The following is a 19,462-nucleotide window of genomic DNA, read 5'->3' as shown; positions in this document are numbered from 1 at the left end:
GCTTGCCGGGGAAGCGCGTCGAAAATCGAATCCGGGCGACCAGTTACGCGTAGCGCTCGAGTTCCGGCCGATCGAGTTCTTCGAGGACGGTTCCGGCGGTGTCGTCGAGGAGGCTGCGTCCCTCGGGGGTGATTCGGCGACCTTCGCCGTCGGCGGTCTCGACGAGATCTTCCTCCTCAAGTTGCTGGAGGATGGTGCGAATCAGGTTACGCGAGCCGTCGACGCGCTTGTCGGGTGCGACCTGGTACCGGTTGGAGCCGCCCTTGCCGCCGCCGTACTCAGTCGAGAGTCGTTCGACGCCGACGGGACCGCGGTCGGCGACCTTGCGCAGGAGACTCGCCGCGCGGACCGCCCAGAAGTCCTCCTGTTCGGGTGGGAGTTCGCGGTCGACACCAGTCTTTACGAACTGTGCCCAGTCGGGTTCGTCGAGCCGTTCCTCGAGATCGTCGGCGAGCGCCTCGATGAGGTCGTCCGCCGGAACGTCGTACATCGTAGCCATTGGCGTTTGGTTCCCTTCCGCGGCATTTAAGAGCATCGTATCGGAGGCGAAGAGCTGCCCGGTCGGAACGGACAGCGGGACGCCGATCCGACGAACCGACGGCGGCTCGAGTCGGGGCGTCCCGGACCGTTTTTCGTCCTCGAGTCGAAACGCGGGGTATGGACGAACGCGCCGCACTGGCGCTTTTAGACCGCGAACTCGAGCCAGTCGGCGACGACGCCGCCGTCGTCGACGATCTCGTGGTGACGACGGACATGCTCCACGAACGGACGGACTTTCCGCCGGGAACGACGCGGTATACGGCCGGCTGGCGAGCCGTCGGCGCGTCGCTTTCGGACGTCGCCGCGATGGGGGCCGAGGCGACGGCCGCCGTCGCCGCCTACGCCGCCCCCGAGTTCGATCCCGAGGAGTTACTCGCGTTCGTTCGCGGCGCGAGCGACGTCTGCGAGCGCGTCGGTGCCGAGTACGTTGGCGGCGACCTGGACGGACACGAGGAGTTCACCGTCGCGACGACCGCGTTCGGTCGGACGGACGAGCCGCTTCTCCGGAGCGGGGCCCAGCCGGGCGACCGCGTCTGCGTGACGGGGGCGCTCGGGCGAAGCGCCGCCGCGTTGACCCTGTTCGAACGCGCGGACGAGGACGAGACGCCGGCCGAAGAAGCCGATCGGGCGCTCGAGCGAGCCAACGAGTTGTTCCGGTTCGTGCCGCGAATCGAGGCCGGCCTGGCGCTCGCCTCGCGGGCGACAGCGGCGATGGACTCGAGCGACGGGCTCGCCCGATCGCTACACCAACTCGCGGAGGCGAGCGACTGCGGGTTCACGATCGACTCCGAGGCGATCCCGATCGACGACGCGGTCCGTGACGTGTGCTCGAAACCGGAGAGAGCCCTCGAGCGTGCGACGACGTTCGGCGAAGACTTCGAACTGGTCGCGACCGTCCCTGCCGACGCGATCGACGACGTCCGGGCGGCGACGGAAGTTCCCGTCACGTCGATCGGGTCGGTCGTCGATCGGCGTGACGGGATCACGATCGACGGCGACGATCTCGAGGATCGCGGCTACACCCACGGCTGAACGACTCGAACAGTACGAAATTGGAGGGGTTCCGAACCGGCTCGAGCCCCCGTTACTCGACGATGGCGATCGGGACCGCCATGAAACAGAGGACGCCGAGTGCGAACGTGAGGATACCGAGCAGGAACCGACCGACACCGAGACTCTCGTCGTGAATCGGTTTGGCCGGCCCGACCGTGGCGAGGATGGCGGTGAACACGCCCCAGACCCCCCAGATGAGCACCGAGTTGATGCTGTGGCCGCTGACGTAGTAGAGGTACGCGGCCAGGCCGAAGAGGACGCCCGGAACGAGCGCCGCGATCGTCTCCTGATAGGAGCCGGCCATCGCCCGCAGGATGTGACCGCCGTCGAGCTGGCCGACCGGGATCAGGTTGAGGAACGTAACGAACATCCCGACCCAGCCGCCGATGACGACCGGGTTCACCGCGGTAGCCGGATCGTCGCGGTACAGCGGCTGGTCGAACGCCGCGGCGAGCATCTCGAGCAACGGCGGATAGCCGAGCTGGATCTGGATCGCGTTGGGATCTTGGACGACCGACTCCGGTGCGGTGACCGGCGGCAAGTGGAGGCCGACGACCGTGACGACGACCGTCGCGACCAGTCCCGCGAGCGGACCGGCGACGCCGATGTCGAACAGTGCTTTCCGGTCCGGCATCCGGTCGTTCATCTTGATCACCGCACCCATCGTCCCGATGAGCGTCGGAACCGGGATGAAATACGGCAACGAGGCGTCGACGTCGTGGTAGCGACTCGTCACGTAGTGACCCATCTCGTGGACGCCGAGTACACCGAGGATCGCGACCGAAAACGGCCACGCACGCCACATCTCCGTCGGATTGGCGAACGGATCGATGTGATACCACAGCGAGCCGGCAAACAGCGTCGAGAGCACCGTCAGAAACAGGAGTATCACGTTCGTCCACGGGAGACCGCCGTCGGATTCGGACGTCGGTTTCGCGACGAGGACGAACTCGCCGTGGCGCGTCGTAAACTGGAGTTCGTAGCCCGCCTCCTGAAAGACCGACCACAGCTCGGGCGTCACCTGCTCGGGCGGAACCAGCGGGTCGCCGTAGTACACGAGGCGGTCGTCTTCGGTGCGCGTCTCGTAGACCGTAAACACCGGTTCGATTCGCTCGAGTGGCGGCCCGTCCTCGGGCGCGTCGACTCGCGGGGACACGCGGAACTCGGACGGATCGGCGTCGTCCATCACCCGTGGTTCACTCACCGCTCGTATAAAAAACGACTGCGAACGAAATCGTGGGAGCGTGCCGGATGGCGTTGGTGACGCGCCGGCACGTAGACGACCCTTCCGGGTGGCGAGCCGTCCTCGGCATGGCACAGCGAAATGACCGAATCGTTCGGGGCGGGCGGGACAGCTACGCGTGTTCAACGCGCCACGTGGTCGCGCTCGTGTACGACCACTTCTCGATCTCGAGGTCGGTCGCGGAGTCGGAGAGTTTGACCATCAAGGCACCGATCTCTTTGGGGGACATGCCGACGTCGTCGGCGATGAACTTGCCCTTGAAGTACAGCTCCCCGTCTTCGACGCGTTCGCGCAGATAGTTCGTCAGGCGGCGTTCCTTGCTTTCCGTGGAGGGTTGGGCTGTCGTACTCATCGACATCGAACGCTTGTGGCGGGGATATGTTATAAAGGCAGGACGCTTAGCGAAATTTCGATTGGGTTCAAAAATCTGGCTGGTAACGAACTCTTTAGTCGGATTTATGAAGCAATTTATCGCCGGTTTAGAGCCGCCAAGAGATTTCAAAACCAACGCTAATCTATTATCGCCGCCCAAACATTCACGGCAATAATGCACTCATCTCGCCGTGTCAGTCGCTGTATCCGACTACAACCCTCGAAAATTAACCGACTATCGTTCGTGAACCCAGAACTCGTCTTCGACCGTGACCTCCTTTTTGAACAGCGGTACCTCGTCTTTCAGCCGGTTGATTCCGTCCTCGACGGTTCGGAACGCCTCCGTGCGGTGTCCCGCGAGGACGACGACGAAGACGATATCCTCGCCGTCCTCGACGACGCCCGTCCGGTGGAACAGTTCCACAGCGAGGACGCCGTCGCGCTCCTCGAGTTCGGCCTCGAGCGACGCCATGCGCTCGTCCGCGACGCCCTCGTACTTCTCGAACTCGAGATACTGCGTCGGCGCGTCGTCCTCGTCGTCTTTCGCGCGCACGCGTCCCGTGAAGGTCGCGATCGCACCGGCCAGATCTGCCGACGGCGACTGCTTGACTCGCGCGACGAGCGACTCGAGCGTCTCGTAGGGCTCGGCTTCCTCGATCGCGTCGACGACGTCGTCGTCGATATCGTGGGGAGAGGAGACCGTCGCCAACAGCGTGTCGTCGTCGGCCTCCTCACCGTCTGTGGCGTCGGGTGACGACCCAGCGTCGACGACGAGTGTCGGATACTGCAGGTTCTGAACGCCGACGACGACGGCGTACGTACACTCCGGTGCCAGTCGGTTGAGTGCGTCCTCGACGGACATGCCGGTCCCGGTGGCGGTCCAGTCACCGTCGGCGCCGAGGTCGTAGGTGACGTCGCCCCCGATCGTCGCCGGTTCGTGGACGTGCGTTCCGTCGGCGATCGTCGCGTCGTACCTGACGACGCCGACCCGACCGCGCTGGGCGAGTTGATCGACCACCCGGTCGACGACCTGCTCTACGGTTCCGTCGCCCCCTCGATTTCGAATGCCGAGTACGTGCATGTCCGAAATATAGGCGGGTCGGACTTTGTAGCTGTCGCTGGGATGGTGAGAATGCGACGTGGTCGTCGCTGAAACGGTCCCGGACGGTTGTACGCTCGCGTGCACCGTGTGTGCCAGCCACGCTCGCCCGCCAGTTGGCAACCCTTAAGATTGCAACCCGGTTACACCGGATTAGCATGAAAGTGGTCGTCTCTATCGGCGGAAGCGTACTCGTGCCCGAACCCGGCTCGGATCGGGTGGCCGAACACGCGGCCGTCGTCGAAAACCTCGTCGCTGACGGCTGTCGCGTCGGTGCCGTCGTCGGGGGCGGCGGCGTCGCGCGTGAGTATATCGGTGCCGCTCGTGACCTGGGCGCAAACGAGATCGAACTCGACCAGTTGGGGATCGACGTCACCAGACTCAACGCGCGTCTGCTCATCGCGGCGCTCGGCGAGGACTCCGTTACCGCACCGGCGCTCGATTACGAGGAAGCCGGCGAGGCGCTCCGCGGCGGGAACGTCTCCGTCATGGGCGGCGTCGCGCCCGCCCAGACGACCGACGCCGTCGGCGCCGCGCTCGCGGAGTACGTCGATGCGGACCTGCTCGTCTACGCGACCAGCGTCCCCGGCGTCTACAGCGACGACCCGAACGAGACCGACGAGGCGACCAAGTACGACCAGCTCAGCGCCGCCGAACTCGTCGACGTCATCGCCGGCCTCGAGATGAACGCGGGCGCGTCCGCGCCCGTCGACCTGCTGGCCGCCAAGATTATCCAGCGGTCGGGCATGCGGACGATCGTCCTCGACGGGACCGACCCCGACCGCATCTCGCGGGCGGTCCGGTACGGCGACCACGATGGAACCGACGTGATCCCGGAAGGCGTCGGCGAGGAGCCGACCTACTGGGCGGAACAGGAGCGATGAGCGACGACTCATCCGTCGGCGGAGCGAACGGGGCGAGCGACGACGCGAACCCGTACACGCTCCAGTCGGCCGACGACGAACACCACGCCTTCTGGGCCGACGCCGTCGCGGACCGCGTCGAAGCCCGCGTTGAGGATCAACTCGAGCGCGGCGTTCGCGACGCCGACGAGCCGATCGTCGTCAAAGGCGGCATCTCGCCGTCCGGCGTTCCACACCTCGGCAACGTCAACGAGATCATGCGGGGCTACTACGTGGTACGAGTCCTGCGCGAGCGCGGCCACGAGGTCCGCCAGGTGTTTACCGCCGACGACCGCGACCCGCTGCGGAAGCTGCCGCGGACGCTCTGTGACCTCGAGGGAAATCTCGTCGACCTCGGGGACGTCGACGCGGGCGCGCTCGGTCGCAACCTCGGCGCGCCGTACACCGACATTCCCGACCCGTTCGGCTGCTGTGACTCCTACGGCGACCACTTTTCAAATATCATCCAGGACAGCGCCGACGCCGTCGACGTTCCGATCGAACTCGTCTCGAACACCGACCTGTACGAACGCGGCGAGTTCGAGGACGTCACGCGGTACGTCCTCGAGCACCGGGACCGCGCGCGCGAGGTCCTCTCGAGCTACCAGGACAAAGTCGACGCCGACGGCGACTACGTCCCGTTCAACCCGATCTGTGCGGAGTGTGGGAAGATCACGGAGACCGTCACGAGCGTCGATCCGGACGCCGGCGAGGCCGGAACGGTCGACTACCGCTGTACCGACATGAACGCCGGCGACCGGACGATCGACGGCTGTGGCCACGAGGGGACGGCGACGCTCCGGGAGGGGAAACTCCCCTGGCGCTTCGAGTGGCCAGCCCAGTGGCAGGTACTCGGCGTCGACTTCGAGCCCTTCGGCAAGGACCACGCCGAGGGGTCGTGGCCGAGCGGGCAAGACGTCGCCCGCAACGTCCTCGAGATCGAACCGCCCGTCCCGATGGTCTACGAGTGGTTCACCCTGGAGGGCGAGCCGTTTTCCTCCTCCGAGGGGAACGTGATCCTCGTCTCGGACGTCCTCGAGTTGCTCGAGCCCGAGGTCCTGCGGTACTTCTTCGCGAAAGATCCCTCGAGGGCGCGCGATTTCAGCATCGAACGGCTCGACCAGCTGGTCGACGAGTTCGACCGCTTCGAAGCGATCTACTTCGGCGAACTCGAAGGGACCGAGGACGAACGCGAGTTCGCCCAGCGGGTGTATCCGCTCGTTCTCGAGGAGGATGCCGAGGTGCGCAAAGAACGCATTCGACTGCCGTACACGTTCGCCGCCGTCCTCGGGATGTTCGACGATCCGGCGCTTCGCGAGGAGGTCGCCCGCAAGGAAGGGCACATTCCCGAGAACGCACCGGAGTGGGCGGTCGACGCCGCACTCTCCCGCGTCGGGCGCGCGCGAAACTGGGCTCGCCGGACCGGAAACGAGTTCGACTACGAACTCAAACGAAGCGAGATTCCCGACCACGAGTTCGACGCGGCCACGACGACGGCGCTTTCGGAACTGGCCGAGTTCGTCGCGACGGCGGAAACGATCGACCCCGAGGAACTACAGGGGGAGATCTACGAGACGGCGAAACGCAACGACGTCGACGTCGGCGACTTCTTCGCCGCGGGCTACCGGCTGTTCTTCGACGAGGAACAGGGGCCGAAGCTGGGTCCGTTCCTCGCAAAAGTCGACCGCGAGTTCGTCGTCGACCGACTCCGGCGCGACCGGTAAGACGGATCGACGATCCGTCCTCACGCCAGGTCGCCAGACAAAAACCATTTGAGAACCCCTCCCCGAATACCGATAGATGGTCATCGGCTCCCTCGCGTTCGTGTCGGTCCCCGAGCTCTTCGGATCGGAGACGTTAACGTGGGCTCTCATCGGGCTGTTAGTCTACTGGTTTCTGGTCCTCTCGGTTCGAAACGCCGGCCTCTTGCCGGAGTTCGTCGGCACGCAGGGGCCGATCCTGACGTTTCACACCAAACGCGGCCGCGAGTTCCTCGACTGGCTGGCGACGCCAAAGCGATTCTGGCGAGCCTGGGCGAACCTCGGGATCGGCATCGCGCTGGTCGTCATGGTCGCGATGTTCGGCTTCCTCCTGCTCGCGGCGATCGCCGCCCTCGGCTCCCCTCAGCCGTCGACGGCCGTGCAACAACCTCGCAACGTCCTCGTTATCCCCGGCGTCAACGACTTCCTCCCGCTGTCGGCGACGCCCGGCATCGTCTTCGGCCTGCTGGTCGGCCTCGTCGTTCACGAGGGTGGCCACGGCTTACTCTGTCGCGTCGAGGACATCGACATCGAGTCAATGGGCGTCGTGATGCTCGCGATTATCCCGATCGGCGCGTTCGTCGAGCCCGACCAGGAGAGCAACAAGGACGCCTCTCGAGGCGGCCAGACGCGGATGTTCGCGGCAGGCGTCACGAACAACTTCGCGATCACGATCGTCGTCTTCGCGTTGCTGTTCGGACCGATCGTCGGGGCGATGGCCGTCGCCCCGGGTGCGGCGGTCGGCGGCGTCGAACCGGGATCGACAGGTGCCGACGCCGGGATCGAGCCGGGCGACCGGATTACCGCCATCGACGGCGACCCCGTCGAGGACAACGACGATCTCGGCGACCGCCTCGAGACCGCCGGAGAGGATGCGATCACGGTCGAACTCGACGGGGAACGAACGGTCGAGGTCGAGCGGTCGTTGATCGTCTCCGCGGCCGTCCAAACCGGCGCGGTCGACCTCGACACCGGCGACGTGATCGTCGCCGTCGACGGAACGCAAGTGGCGACCGAGGACGAGTTCCTCGCGGCCGTCGGCGAAGACCAGACTGCGACGCTCACCGTCGTCTCCGACGGCGAGACCGAAGAGCGTGAGGTGCCAATCGGTTCGCTCGCCCAGGTCGCCGAAGGCGGTCCACTCTCCCAGAGCGGTGCCTCCGGCGGCGAGCAGTTCGTCATCACGCACCTCGACGGCGAACGAACGCCGTCGGAGGAGTCGCTGAACGACCTGCTGTCGACGACCGACCCCGGCGACGAGGTCACCGTCACGGCCTACGTCGACGGCGAACGCGCCGAGTATGACGTCACGCTCGGCGACCGCAGTCAGATCACCGGCGGTGGCACGGTCGGATTCCACAGCGCACCCGGCGTCTCGGGCGCGTCGGTGTCGCCGCTCGGCCTCGAGTTGTACCCCGCAGAATCGTATCTATCGGTGCTCGGCGGCGACGGCGAGGACGGCTTCGGCGCGATCACGGATTCGTTCCTCGGGAAGATCGGCATCGCGGTGATGCTCCCGATCATCGGCGTCGTCGGGGCGTTGCCGTTCAACTTCGCCGGCTTCACCGGCGGCATCGAGAACTTCTACGAGGTCCAAGGGCCGCTTTCGGCACTCGGCGACGGGACGATCTTCGTGATCGCGAACCTGCTGTTCTGGACCGGTTGGATCAACGTCCAGCTCGGCTTTTTCAACTGCATTCCGGCGTTCCCGCTCGACGGCGGGCACATCCTCCGGACGAGCACCGAAGCAGTCGTCTCGCGACTCCCGTTCGAGGCGACTCGCGGAATGGTTCGGGTCGTGACGACGACCGTCGGCGTGGCGATGCTCGTGAGCTTCCTGACGATGCTGTTCGCGCCAGGGCTGCTCGCGGGCTGATACGGATGCTGTCCCTGTGTCCCGCCGCTCCCGGAGAACGGGCCCTGGCGCGGCGGTACTGACGGACAGCAAACCGTATGCGTCGCCGACGGACCTCTCGAGCGATAGCCGAACTGCCGTGCTCGAGGCGTACCCGAGACTACTCCTCGTCGTCGACGCCGTGTCGATCGTAGAACTCCGTGGGCGTCTCCTCGAGTCGCTGGAATTCGGTGTCGAAGTAGCGCTCGTGGTGGCGGGCAACCTGTTCGACGATCCAGGCGCTGAACGTCTCGTCGAATTGCCACTCACCCTCGCGGTCGGGAATCTGGAACCGATCGTCGGTCGCGAACGTCGCGTAGACGTGGAAAAACCCGAGAATTATGTCGGCGAACTCCCGGGCCTTCTCCGCGCCACGGTCCCGGCGCTCACCGAGTTCCTCGCGGCCGGCGTCGGTCAGTTCGAAGTACTTCCGGTCGGGTTCGTCCTCGCGTTCGATCCGCTCGGCCCACCCTTTCTCCTCGAACTTGTAGAGGATGGGGTAGACCGATCCATACGAGGGCTCCCAGTGACCGCCGCTGATCTCCGTGATCTCCTTCAAGATCTCGTAGCCGTACCGCGGCCTCTCCTCGAGCAACTCGAGGACGAGATAGGCGATCAGCCCCTTCGGCGGCCCACTTTTCCGCATGTGTGGCGTGATTTAAACGGACGTACGTAAAGGGTTTCGGTCACCTCGAGCGACCGCGTTCGAAGACGCCGTTTCGAACGACCTCGAGTTCGATCCCGAGCGGGCGGAGAACGTGACGGTCGACCTGCGTGCGATCTCGACCGATGGCGAGGACGAACTCGACGAGAACGTGACGGTCGACCTGCGTGCAAAGACCGTACGGACGATTCGCGACCCCGAGACGTCCGACACCGTCGAGGCCGACGAGGAGTCGACCGGCGTCACAGTCGAGGCGACCGGCGACGGGTTAGGACCCGCGGATCTCTCCGTAACGAACGAGACGCCCTCGAGCGAGGACGACTACCGCGCGGGCCCGATGGTCCGTATCGAGAACCGCTCGGCGATCGACGAGGCCGAAGTGACCATTCCGCTCGCCGAGGGCGTCGATCCCGAGGACTCGGATCTCTCGATCTACACCTGGGAGCCAGGGAGCGGAGAGCCCTGGACGCCCCTGGAGTCCGAGACCGATCCCGAGAACGGGACGATGAGCGCCGAGGTGGACCACTTCTCGGTGTTCCGGTCCGACGAGTGGGACGACGCCACGAGCGATACGATGGTGCTCGAGGATCGCCATCTCGAGGACGGTACCGACGTGGGTCTCGAGGCGCGGTGTCGGGCGTCAGAATTTGGCTCGGTGTCAGGCGCCGGAATTTGGCCCGGTGTCGACGCTGACTCGAGAGCCGACGTCTTGGAACTCGAGAAGGGAACCGACTCGGCACTCGCAAGACGGACCGTTCCAAGAACTCGAGAGTCGAATCGTCCCCGGACGGCTTCTCACGGTGAACCGAAGTTCCTGGGAGTCGCGGGCGGAACCGACTACCGGTGGAGACCGACGAGGAACCCGCCACAGCGGTCCTCGAACCAGCCCACGCCGGTGAAGTGTCCTTCGACGGTCATGTCGCCGTAGTGCCCGCTTTCGTTCGTGTACGGGCCGAACCCCCCGTCGAAGACGTCGAGGTCGCTCCCGTCGTTCCCGCCTTCGGGGACGACCCGACGGGTAATCGTGATCGGGACCCGGTCGACGTACTCCCCGAAACTGATCTTGTCCGGAATCGCCTCGGGGTCTTCGATGTCCACGACGACGTATCCGGAGACCACCTGTGGCTCCTCGAGCGGGAGCGCGGGGAGGTAGACGCCCGGTATCGAGAGACGAACTTCGACGAGTGCCGGTGTGTACGGGTCCCAGCGTCGGGGTCCGCGCCGCCATCGCTCCAGAGACGTGTTGATCCCACTCTCGGCGGTCTCCTCGGTGCCGGGGAATCCGTGGCTGTCCACGCAGGTGAACGTGTGGCTGGTGGTACGGCTCCCCTCCGTGAGTTCGACGTGTAGTTCGCTACACTCCTCGCTGATCAGAAACGTCAGCCCGTCGCTCACGCTGCGGTCGTCGGAGAGCCAGAACTCGAGTTCGACCATGCCCTCCGCGGACGGAACGAAGGTGCCGTCGGGGGTGACGTCGCCGTCACCAGCACCCTCGATGGACCAGGTGAGATCGGCGAGGTCGGCAGGCTGGCCGTCGAGTGTGATCGTCAGCTGGTGGGTTTCGTCGAGGGGGAGACAGCCGGGGTGTGGGCCGACAACAAGTTCTTTTTCCTCTTCCTCGTCGGTCACCAGGATCGTCACACGATCCCGCCGGGGCGGCTCGAGGTCCGCCGTGCGGAGCCCCTCCTCCGTGACGGCCTCGCACTCGACGACGTACTGGGGTCGCTCGTCGCCCGAGGCGTCGACCCCCGAGAGGTCAACCGTCACAGTCGTCGGATCGCTCGCCGAGACCGACGGTTCCGGAATCGGCGGCCCCTCGATCACCTCGCGGCGCCACTCGAGGTCCTCGTCGTTCTCGGCGTTCTCGACGACGGCGCGGAACGCGAGCGTCGTGTCGTCCACCTCGGGGTCGATCCGGACGATTTCCGGGCGGGTACCGTCGACCGCGTTTTCGATGGCCACCTCGATCGGGGAGACATCGAGTTCGATCGGGTCGGTGCCGGCGTACTCGCCGGCGAAGTACTGCGAGTAGGTCTGGATCCGAAGCTCCGATCGGCCGACCGCACGCGGTTCGTAGCGTTCTTCGGGGGCGAAGCCGTCCGACTCCTCGGCGACGAACGCGAACGGCTCGACGCTGGTCTCCTGCTCGAGCGGGGTGAGCCGCCAGTCCAGCAGGTCCTGGTCCGAGTCCCGACCGGTGTCGACGTCGACGGGGCCGTAGACCTGCGGCGGGACCTCCACGTAGTTGGACTCGAACTCGGGGCCGAAGGCCTCGAGGGCGATCGCCGCGAGGAAGTCGATCGCGTTCTCCTCGAAATCGGTGAGCCGGGCCACTTCGCCCGCGTAGTCGTCTAACTTCCCCGCGAGTTTCCCGACGGGAACGAATCCGAGGAGGTCGGCCCAGTCGAACGCCCACCCCTCGCTCACCGCGCTGAGCGAGGCCTCCCACTGGCCAGCGTTCGTCCGATCGTCGACGTCGTACTCGTCTTCGAGATACGTTCGCGGATCGGCCTCGAGCGCGAACTCGTCGAACTCGCTCGGAAGCGTCCCCTCGCCGATGTCGACCGACAGTCCCTCGAGAAACGCCAGTATCCCGAGGACGGTGGCCGGTTTCTGTCCCCCCGGAACGAGCGCGACCCCGGCGAAACAGAGGTTCCTGGCGTTTCGCCTGAAGTTCTCCATGCCAAAGTTCAGATCCGCGTACTCGGCCTGCGAGGACATCAGCCAGCTGAGGTGAGAAACGGCCTCGACATCGTCCGGTCCGGCCGGGACGTCCGGTCCCGCCGTGGTTCCGCCGGTCGACTGCGACGAGGTCGCCGCGAGCGTGACGGCCGATCCCGCCGGCGTCCCGACCGCCGGGTTCGGTCTCTCCGTCGGGTCGTCGACGTTCGTGAGCCGATCCCCCACCATCGCGGTCACGCCCGGGACGCCGGCCTCGTGCATCATCGCCTCGGCGACCTTCCAGCCCTCGTCGGTCTCCTCGAGGGGGTCGGCCATCGGACTCTCGCCGTCGAGGAGCGCTCGGAGGTTGTGTTCCACCCCGTCGGCGGCGACGCCCTGGAGCGCGACCGCAACGCCGGGAAGCGGCGGCGGAAGCGAGAGCGGGTCGGCGGCGAGCAGTTCGGCCCGATCGTACCCGAATCGCTCGCCCGCTTCGACCAGTGCGCTCTCGAACGCGTCGATCGTGGCCTCGAGCGTTCCCGGCGCGGGCGAGAGCGGTTCGACGGTGAAGTCGTAGGGACCGTAGCGGCGCTTACCGTCGTCGCTCTCGATCTCGATCGTGGCGGGGCCGCCACCCATCGCATCGGCAGGATGGGGCGGAACGAACAGTATCTCGTCTTCCACGTCGACGAACGCCGGATTGCGATCGTCCTCGCCCGGCTCGTCGACGGTCGCGTCGTACAGCCAGCCCCGTGGGCGGCCACCGAGGTCAGGAGGGATCGTCGTGAGCGACACGACCGTTCCCGGCGGTGCCGACGTCGTCTCGAGCGTTGGTTCGCCCCAGAACCCGTCGGGGAGCATCCCCTGACAGCCGGCCAGGCCGGCGGCCGCCGAGGCGCTCATCGCGGCGAGAAGGGTCCGTCGTTTCACTCCCCGTTGCATGGTCTGTCCGGTGGTGAGATCGGGTCGACTTCACCCCACGAGTGGTAGTCGGCTCGAGTCCCTGCCCACTCCGAGCGGACCGGGTAGCCGGTGTCCGTCGAGAGATACTCGGTCGTGACGGGGTGTTCGAAGACGTAGACTTCCTCACCGTCGATGGTGGTCGTCCCGGCGGCGGCGAGCGAGCCGTACGTGTCGTCGCGCGATTGGTCGATCGGGACGTACTGTCCTTGCTCGGGATCGCGCCCATCGACGTCACAGTGTCCCATCACGATCGTGTAGAGCGTACCGTCGACGCCGTACATCTCGACCGGTTCGCTGCTGTCGATGTGGACGTAGTAGTTCCCGTCGTGGACTCGCTGGACGCCGGTCGCCGGCTCCGGCGAACTCAACTGGAGGTCCACGGCAAACGACGACTCGTACTCGACGACGTCGGTGAAGTACACCGGTTCGTCCAGTTCCTCGAGTTCGCTGTCGTCGACGCCGGGCGTGAACTCCTCGTTTAGGACCGGTTCGGTTGGCTCGTCCTGGCCGTCCCCCTCCGGCCTCTCCGGTTCGTCCGGTTCGTCGTCTGTTTCGTCCTCACTCCCGGTACAGCCGGCTACCATCGTCATGGCACCCGCTCCGATCAGTTTCAGTACACCACGTCGCTGTCTGCTATCGGCCATCGATGGCCGTTCACAGGTAGACGCCGTAAGTGTAATCTGTACGAAATTACTGTAACGTCGATTACAATAGTGCCAGCACGATAGCCTCGACTTCACTCGGAGAAGAGATCAGTGAACGTCAGTACCGACGTGGCCCGTTACGGGTCGCTCCGTATCGACGCGGCGTCGGCATGGCCAAACCGACCGATACTGCCAGCGTGACGGTCAGTTTCGGCCGGTAAACGGTTCCACGACTGCGTCGACGACGGACCGCTCTTCGTCGACGGCCAGTTCCAGCGACTCGCCCTCACAGGGGACGGTGACGCGGATACGGACGGGATCGGTCTCGAGTACGGCTTCCTCCACCGCCCCTGCGAGCCGAAACGTCTCCCACGACGCGAACCGGTGGTCGACGCCGTGGTCGTAGTAGAAGGCGGTCACCGCCGGATGAGTGAGAATCGCGATCGTGAGCGGGCCGCGGACGACGGATTTACACCGGTTGCAGCGTTCCGCGACCTCCGTGCGGTGCTGGCGATGACAGTGCTGACATCCGCCGCCGTCGTCCGGTTCGTGCGTCGCACAGACGTCGAACGATTCGTCGACCTCGCCCGAGCAGTCGGGGCAGACGCCGTCGACAAACGACCGAATCCGCTGGAGATTGTAGCCGAGCACCGCGTGAAACGCTTCTTCGGGTGTTCGATCCGACAATCCCGTCGGCGGAAACGGGAACGTGAACAGCACGCCGTCGTCGCCGTCAGCGTCCTGCCAGATACCTGTACACTGGCTACACGAGGCGGTTACGTGGTGATTCTCGTAGTCGACGACGACGGGTGCCCCACACTGTGGACAGCGTTCGTCGATCTCCACGGTGTCGAAGCGCGGCCGTTCGCGGACCGTCCCGGCGACGACCGACCGGGCGACCTCGAACCCGGCCTCGGTGAGTTCGTACCCCGACTCCGTCCGGCGCACGAAGTGGTCGGTCAGCTGCTCGAGGTGGTAGTTGAAGTTGCCGCTGTCCTCGTATCCGACCTGCTCGTACAGCTCCGAGAACGTGATCCCGATGTCCGCGTCGTACAGGTTCGAGAACTTGACCACGTTGGCCGGGTCCTCCGGCTCGTACAGCTCCCAGAGCGCCCGCACGATCTCGAATCGCGTTTCGTTGGCCAGGACGGCGAAGGCGTCGTCCGGCGAGAGAGTCGTCGATTCGTCGTCCGCTCCAGCGGTCATCGAACGACGTACGTCCCACAGTACGTAAACTCCGTCCTTCAGTTCCTGTGTGACGTTCCACAGACAGTTGTTCCGTCGGATCCTACGAGGCGTATGAAGATCGGAATCATCGGCGCTGGCGCGGCGAGTGCCGCGGCGACGTACGCCATCGACCAACACGCGCCAGACGCCCGGTGTACGGTACTCGAGAAGTCCGGCGGCGTCTGCGGGCGGGCGGCGACGCGACGGAGAGACGGCCGGAACTACGACTACGGGGCGAACTACCTGAAAGACGACGACGAGCGCGTGGTCTCGCTCGTCACCGAAGAGCTCGAGACCGACGGACTCGTCTCGATCGACGAACCGATACACGTCTTCGACGAGGACGGCACCGTCGCGGAAGGGAGATCGAACGCCGAACGAAAGTGGACGTACCGGACGGGTATCACGCAGATCGCAAAGCGGCTGTTCGAGGCGACGGACGCGACGGTCAACCGCCGAACCGAGATCACGGCGATCAGTCGTGACGACGACCAGTGGCGCTTGACCGACGCCGACGGCGGAGGGTGGGGTCCGTTCGATCTGCTTCTCTGTACGCCGCCGGCTCCGCAGACGGCCCAACTGGTAAGCGACGCCGACTGGGACGGCGACGCTCGAGACGCACTCGTCGCGGCCGCCGAGACCGTCGAGTATCGGACTATCTGGACCGCCGTCCTCGGCTACGAGTTCGAACTCGAGACACCGTATTACGCGCTCGTCAACACCGACAAGCGCCACGAGATCGGCTGGATCGCCCGCGAGGAGTGCAAGCCCGGCCACGTCCCCGACGGCGAGTCGGTTCTGATCGTGCAGGCGAACGACCACTGGTCGGTCGACCGCTACGACGAGGAGCCGGCCGAGAACGTCGCGGCACTCACCCGGCTGACCGCCGACGTCGTCGGCGACGACCGCCTCGAGAATCCGGCCTGGACCGACCACCAGGGGTGGCGCTACGCACAGCCGGAAGGCGGCGTCGACCGGAGCGCACTCGAGCCGGCCGAACGGGCAGGGCTGTACTGTCTGGGCGACTGGGTCGCCGGCGAGGGACGACTCCACGCCGCGCTCCGAAACGGCCTCGAGACCGGGAAACGGGTCGGTCGGTTGTAACCGAGGAGTAACCTCACCCGTCACCGCGAGCTGCCTCGAACATCTCGATGGCCGCCTCCCGGCGCTCGGCGTGGTCGACGATCGGGGCCGGGTACTCGGGTGCGACGTCGGCTCGCTCCTCGGGGTCGAGGTCGGGCCAGCCGTGGATCGTGTCGGGTGGCGCGTCCTCGAGTTCCGGAACGTGTTCTCGGATGTACTCGGCGTCGGAGTCGTAGCGTTCGCCCTGGGTCATCGGGTTGAACACCCGAAAGTACGGCTGGGCGTCGGTTCCGGTACCGGCAGCCCACTGCCAGCCGCCCACGTCGTTTGCGGCGTCGTGGTCAGCGAGTTTCTCGCGGAACCAGGCGTACCCCTCGCGCCAGTCGAGCAGCAGGTCTTTCGTCAGGAAAGAAGCGACGAGCATCCGCACGCGGTTGTGGACGAACGCCTCGGATCGAAGCTGGCGCATTCCCGCGTCGACGATCGGATACCCGGTCTCGCCGTCTTTCCACGCCCGGAGCGCGTCGGGGTCGGTTCGCCACCCGATCGGGTTCTCGTACGACCGGTAGTTCTCGGTGACGGTCTCGGGGTTCGTCGCGAGGACGTGGGCGTAAAACTCCCGCCAGGCGAGCTGTGAGGCGAACTCCTCGCAGGAGTCTGCCGCCGCCTCCTCCGACGCCTCGTCTTTCGCCCGCCGGACGGCGTCGTAGACGGTTCGAATCCCGACGGTTCCCCACTTGAGATGTGCCGACAGTCCAGAGGTCGCGTCGGCCGCGGGCTCGTCCCGCTGGTCCGCGTACCGATAGATGGGGCCGTCACAGAACGTCTCGAGCCGGCGGTGGGAGGCACCCATTCCGCCGTCGGGGACGGCCGCTTCGGGGTCGGCGAAGCCGAGCTCGGCGAGCGACGGGAGGGAATCGCCCGAGACGTCCGCTAGCTGATCACCGTTCGGTTCCGGGTAGACGGTCTCTTTCTCGCGGTTGCGCCACTTGCGCCAGAAGTACGAGTAGACGGCGTACGTCTCGCCGTCCTGCGTGGTGATCGAGCCGGGTTCGAAGAGGAGCGCGTCGTCGAACGATTCGGCCTCGAGTCCGGCGTCGGTAAGTGCTACTCGAACCGCATCGTCTCGCTTGCGCGCGAGCCCGGAGTAGTCCCGGTTCCACACCACGCGGTCCGCGTCGTGTTCGCGGGCGATCCGTGGCAGTTCGTCCCGTGGGTCGCCGGTGGCGATCAGGAGATCGCTGCTGCGCTCGCGGTACCACGCTCGGAGCTCCGAGAGCGACTCGAGCATGAACGCGACCCGGGGCGGCGAGGCGAACTCGAGTATTTCGGGGTCGAAGACGAAGACGGGCAGGACGGGTCCCGTCGACGCCGCGGCCTCGAGCGATCGGTTATCGGTCGCTCGAAGATCTCGGCGGTGCCAGTGGACGTTCATGGAGCAACGTGGTCGATTTCCGGTTGCTCATACGGTCTGCGATGACTGATTGCCGGTCGGTCGCCCGCCGGTCTGCGGTCGACCGGTACCGACTCGTCGCAGTCCGTATCAGTCGGTGCGGTGTCTGTACCTGGTGAATCCCATCGTGATCTGGCCGACCGGTCAGCGTGGAGGCGTCTCATAGTGCGATGTCTCGTTCTCGAGTGTTAGCGGTTTCCCCGCCTCGAGATTGCAACGCGTGGGCTGGTTCTGTGCTCGCTGGAAGACAAGGCATATGACCGTACCGGACGGGACGTAACCCGATGAAAGACGGGGTGTGGGTTCGCGTATCCGAGCCGAGCGAGGCCGTCAGACGATACCTCCGAAACTGCGTGCGTATCGACACACGCACGCTCGCCGTCTTCCGCGTCGCCCTCGCCCTGTTGATCGTCGCCGACCTCCTGCTTCGCTCGCGTAACTTCTCGACGTTCTACACCGACGGCGGCCTGGTTCCACACGACCTCGCGAGGGAGACCGCGCCCCTCGAGGCACCCTCGGTCTACCTTCTGTCCGCGGAACCGGCCGTCACCGCGGCGCTGTTCGTCGTCCACGGGCTGATCGCGCTGGCGCTGCTCGTCGGCTACCGGACCAGGATCGCGACCGTCCTCTCGTTCGTCTTCGTCGTCTCGCTCGACCTCGCCAACCCACTGGTGTTGAGCTACGCCGACGTCCTCTTCGCCTGGCTGCTCTGCTGGGCAACCCTCCTCCCGCTGGGCGAACGGTGGTCGATCGACGCCGTCCACGCCGACGGGCCACCCCGTCGATCCGTCGCGAGTCTCGGATCGGCGCTCGTCCTCCTCCAGATGATCACCATGTACACGGTCAACGGCTACCACAAGACCGCCTCGGAGCTGTGGCTCACCGGCGAGGCCGCCGTGTTGGTTCTGGGCCTCGACGACATGACGTTCCTGCTTGGCGATCTCGTCCGTTCGGCCCCGACTGCCCTGCAGATCGGCGGTCTGACGTGGCTTCTCATGCTGTCGTTCTCGTCGCTTCTGTTGCTCGCCCGCGGCCGGTTTCGAACCACGCTCGTCGCCGCGTTCGTCGCGGCCCACCTCTCGTTCGCGCTTACCGTCCGGATCGGCGCGTTCGCCTACGTCGCGATCGCGGGTGTCGTTCTCTTTCTCCAGTCGAGTTTCTGGGCGGACTGCTCGAAGGTCGCGCGGCGGTTCCCGGTTCCGACCGAGCCCCTCGAGACGACTCGCGTCCGACTCGAGTCGATCGCGAGGGCGGTTCCCCGGCCGGGCCTCGGCTTCGATCCGAACACGCGGATTCCGCAGACCCTCACCGACGCGACCCGTCCGCTGCTCGTCGCCGTCTTCGCGACGGTCCTGCTCGTCTCGGTGCTCTCGGCTGGCGGCGTGGTCGACGACGACACCAGTCCGGCCGCGGAGATCGACGCGGCTACGGCCGCCGTCGTCGACCACCAGACCGACTGGTACGTCTTCGCCCCGGAGCCGCGGACGACCGACCGCTACTACGTGTTCCCCGCAAAGACCGCCGCCGGCGACGTCGTCGACGTCTACAACGATCGCGAACTGAGCTACGAGCGCCCCGCCGACGACCTCCAGCGCCAGTACGGAACCTACCGCGAACGATTCTACATGAACAGCGTCGCGACACCGGACCACCCCGACGTTCCCGTCCGACTCGCCGAGTCGATCTGTAGCGACCGAAGTGAGGGTGACGACGCGATCACACACCTCGAGATGTACCTGATCGAGGAGGACGTTACGCTCGAGACGATCGACGAGCCATCTGAGCGAACGCGAGAGGCGACGTTGCTCTCCCGCCACAGCTGTGGTGACGACGAACCCGAAGAGATCGCGCCACCACCGTTTTGACGGCCGCTGTCCGTTCCACTCCAGAGACGGAACCGACGC

General features: G+C 65.9%; 16 protein-coding genes. 7 read left to right on the top strand and 9 right to left on the bottom strand.

Annotated elements, in window-relative coordinates:
* Window positions 1–43 precede the first annotated feature (43 nt).
* Window positions 44–499: a 30S ribosomal protein S19e gene (locus tag GRS80_RS13940; RefSeq protein WP_160048105.1), complete on the bottom strand. Its 456-nt coding sequence runs from the start codon at window positions 497–499 to the stop codon at window positions 44–46.
* A gap of 158 nt (window positions 500–657) precedes the next feature.
* Between GRS80_RS13940 and thiL the strand changes: the two genes are divergently transcribed.
* Window positions 658–1,572, top strand: coding sequence for a thiamine-phosphate kinase (thiL, locus tag GRS80_RS13935; RefSeq protein WP_160048086.1), 915 nt, complete (start codon window positions 658–660; stop codon window positions 1,570–1,572).
* 52 nt (window positions 1,573–1,624) lie between these two features.
* On the opposite strand, the gene GRS80_RS13930 is transcribed toward thiL, so the two are convergent.
* The 3 genes from GRS80_RS13930 to GRS80_RS13920 form a co-directional block, all read right to left on the bottom strand.
* Window positions 1,625–2,779 carry a site-2 protease family protein gene (locus GRS80_RS13930; protein ID WP_160048104.1) on the bottom strand — a complete coding sequence of 385 codons (1,155 nt, stop codon included), beginning with the start codon at window positions 2,777–2,779 and terminating at the stop codon, window positions 1,625–1,627.
* A 169-nt stretch (window positions 2,780–2,948) separates the two neighbouring features.
* The gene (locus GRS80_RS13925; RefSeq protein ID WP_149081197.1) at window positions 2,949–3,194 is read right to left on the bottom strand and encodes a hypothetical protein; all 246 of its coding nucleotides are present in this window, start codon (window positions 3,192–3,194) and stop codon (window positions 2,949–2,951) included.
* Between the two features lie 249 nt (window positions 3,195–3,443).
* On the bottom strand, window positions 3,444–4,289 hold the full coding sequence (locus GRS80_RS13920) for a molybdopterin synthase (protein ID WP_160048085.1): 846 nt from the start codon (window positions 4,287–4,289) through the stop codon (window positions 3,444–3,446).
* 176 nt (window positions 4,290–4,465) lie between these two features.
* On the opposite strand from GRS80_RS13920, the gene pyrH reads away from it, so the two are divergent.
* From pyrH to GRS80_RS13905, 3 genes are all read left to right on the top strand, one after another.
* The gene (pyrH, locus tag GRS80_RS13915; RefSeq protein WP_160048084.1) at window positions 4,466–5,191 is read left to right on the top strand and encodes a UMP kinase; all 726 of its coding nucleotides are present in this window, start codon (window positions 4,466–4,468) and stop codon (window positions 5,189–5,191) included.
* Window positions 5,188–6,933 carry a lysine--tRNA ligase gene (gene lysS / locus GRS80_RS13910; protein WP_160048083.1) on the top strand — a complete coding sequence of 582 codons (1,746 nt, stop codon included), beginning with the start codon at window positions 5,188–5,190 and terminating at the stop codon, window positions 6,931–6,933. The genes pyrH and lysS overlap by 4 nt, the downstream gene beginning before the upstream one ends.
* Window positions 6,934–7,009: 76 nt before the next feature.
* A complete protein-coding gene (locus GRS80_RS13905) occupies window positions 7,010–8,845 on the top strand; it encodes a site-2 protease family protein (RefSeq protein WP_160048082.1) in 1,836 nt (611 codons plus the stop codon).
* Window positions 8,846–8,984: 139 nt separating this feature from the next.
* On the opposite strand, the gene GRS80_RS13900 is transcribed toward GRS80_RS13905, so the two are convergent.
* A complete protein-coding gene (locus GRS80_RS13900) occupies window positions 8,985–9,509 on the bottom strand; it encodes a PadR family transcriptional regulator (RefSeq protein ID WP_160048081.1) in 525 nt (174 codons plus the stop codon).
* A gap of 112 nt (window positions 9,510–9,621) precedes the next feature.
* On the opposite strand from GRS80_RS13900, the gene GRS80_RS13895 reads away from it, so the two are divergent.
* Window positions 9,622–10,455, top strand: a complete 834-nt coding sequence (locus GRS80_RS13895) for a hypothetical protein (protein WP_160048080.1) — start codon at window positions 9,622–9,624, stop codon at window positions 10,453–10,455.
* Here GRS80_RS13895 and GRS80_RS13890 read toward each other — a convergent pair.
* The 3 genes from GRS80_RS13890 to GRS80_RS13880 form a co-directional block, all read right to left on the bottom strand.
* On the bottom strand, window positions 10,365–13,130 hold the full coding sequence (locus GRS80_RS13890; RefSeq protein ID WP_160048079.1) for a hypothetical protein: 2,766 nt from the start codon (window positions 13,128–13,130) through the stop codon (window positions 10,365–10,367). The genes GRS80_RS13895 and GRS80_RS13890 overlap by 91 nt on opposite strands.
* Complete coding sequence (locus tag GRS80_RS13885; protein WP_160048078.1) at window positions 13,115–13,741, bottom strand: hypothetical protein; 627 nt, start codon at window positions 13,739–13,741, stop codon at window positions 13,115–13,117. The genes GRS80_RS13890 and GRS80_RS13885 overlap by 16 nt, the downstream gene beginning before the upstream one ends.
* Before the next feature lie 258 nt (window positions 13,742–13,999).
* Entirely contained in the window at window positions 14,000–15,001 is a 1,002-nt protein-coding gene (locus GRS80_RS13880) for a helix-turn-helix domain-containing protein (protein WP_160048077.1), read from the bottom strand.
* Window positions 15,002–15,094: 93 nt separating this feature from the next.
* On the opposite strand from GRS80_RS13880, the gene GRS80_RS13875 reads away from it, so the two are divergent.
* Complete coding sequence (locus GRS80_RS13875) at window positions 15,095–16,126, top strand: NAD(P)-binding protein (protein ID WP_160048076.1); 1,032 nt, start codon at window positions 15,095–15,097, stop codon at window positions 16,124–16,126.
* 13 nt (window positions 16,127–16,139) lie between these two features.
* Here GRS80_RS13875 and GRS80_RS13870 read toward each other — a convergent pair whose 3' ends face one another.
* On the bottom strand, window positions 16,140–17,540 hold the full coding sequence (locus GRS80_RS13870) for a deoxyribodipyrimidine photo-lyase (RefSeq protein WP_160048075.1): 1,401 nt from the start codon (window positions 17,538–17,540) through the stop codon (window positions 16,140–16,142).
* Window positions 17,541–17,842: 302 nt separating this feature from the next.
* Here GRS80_RS13870 and GRS80_RS13865 point away from each other — a divergent pair, with 302 nt between their 5' ends.
* Window positions 17,843–19,423 (top strand): HTTM domain-containing protein, encoded by a 1,581-nt coding sequence (locus GRS80_RS13865; protein ID WP_160048074.1) that lies wholly within the window; start codon window positions 17,843–17,845, stop codon window positions 19,421–19,423.
* Window positions 19,424–19,462: the final 39 nt, after the last annotated feature.

The organism is Natrialba sp. INN-245 (assembly GCF_009807105.1).
Classification (GTDB): Archaea; Halobacteriota; Halobacteria; order Halobacteriales; family Natrialbaceae; genus Natrarchaeobius; species Natrarchaeobius swarupiae.
The sequence above is the reverse complement of the archived record's forward strand: the minus strand, read 5'-3'. Positions and strand labels throughout refer to the sequence as shown.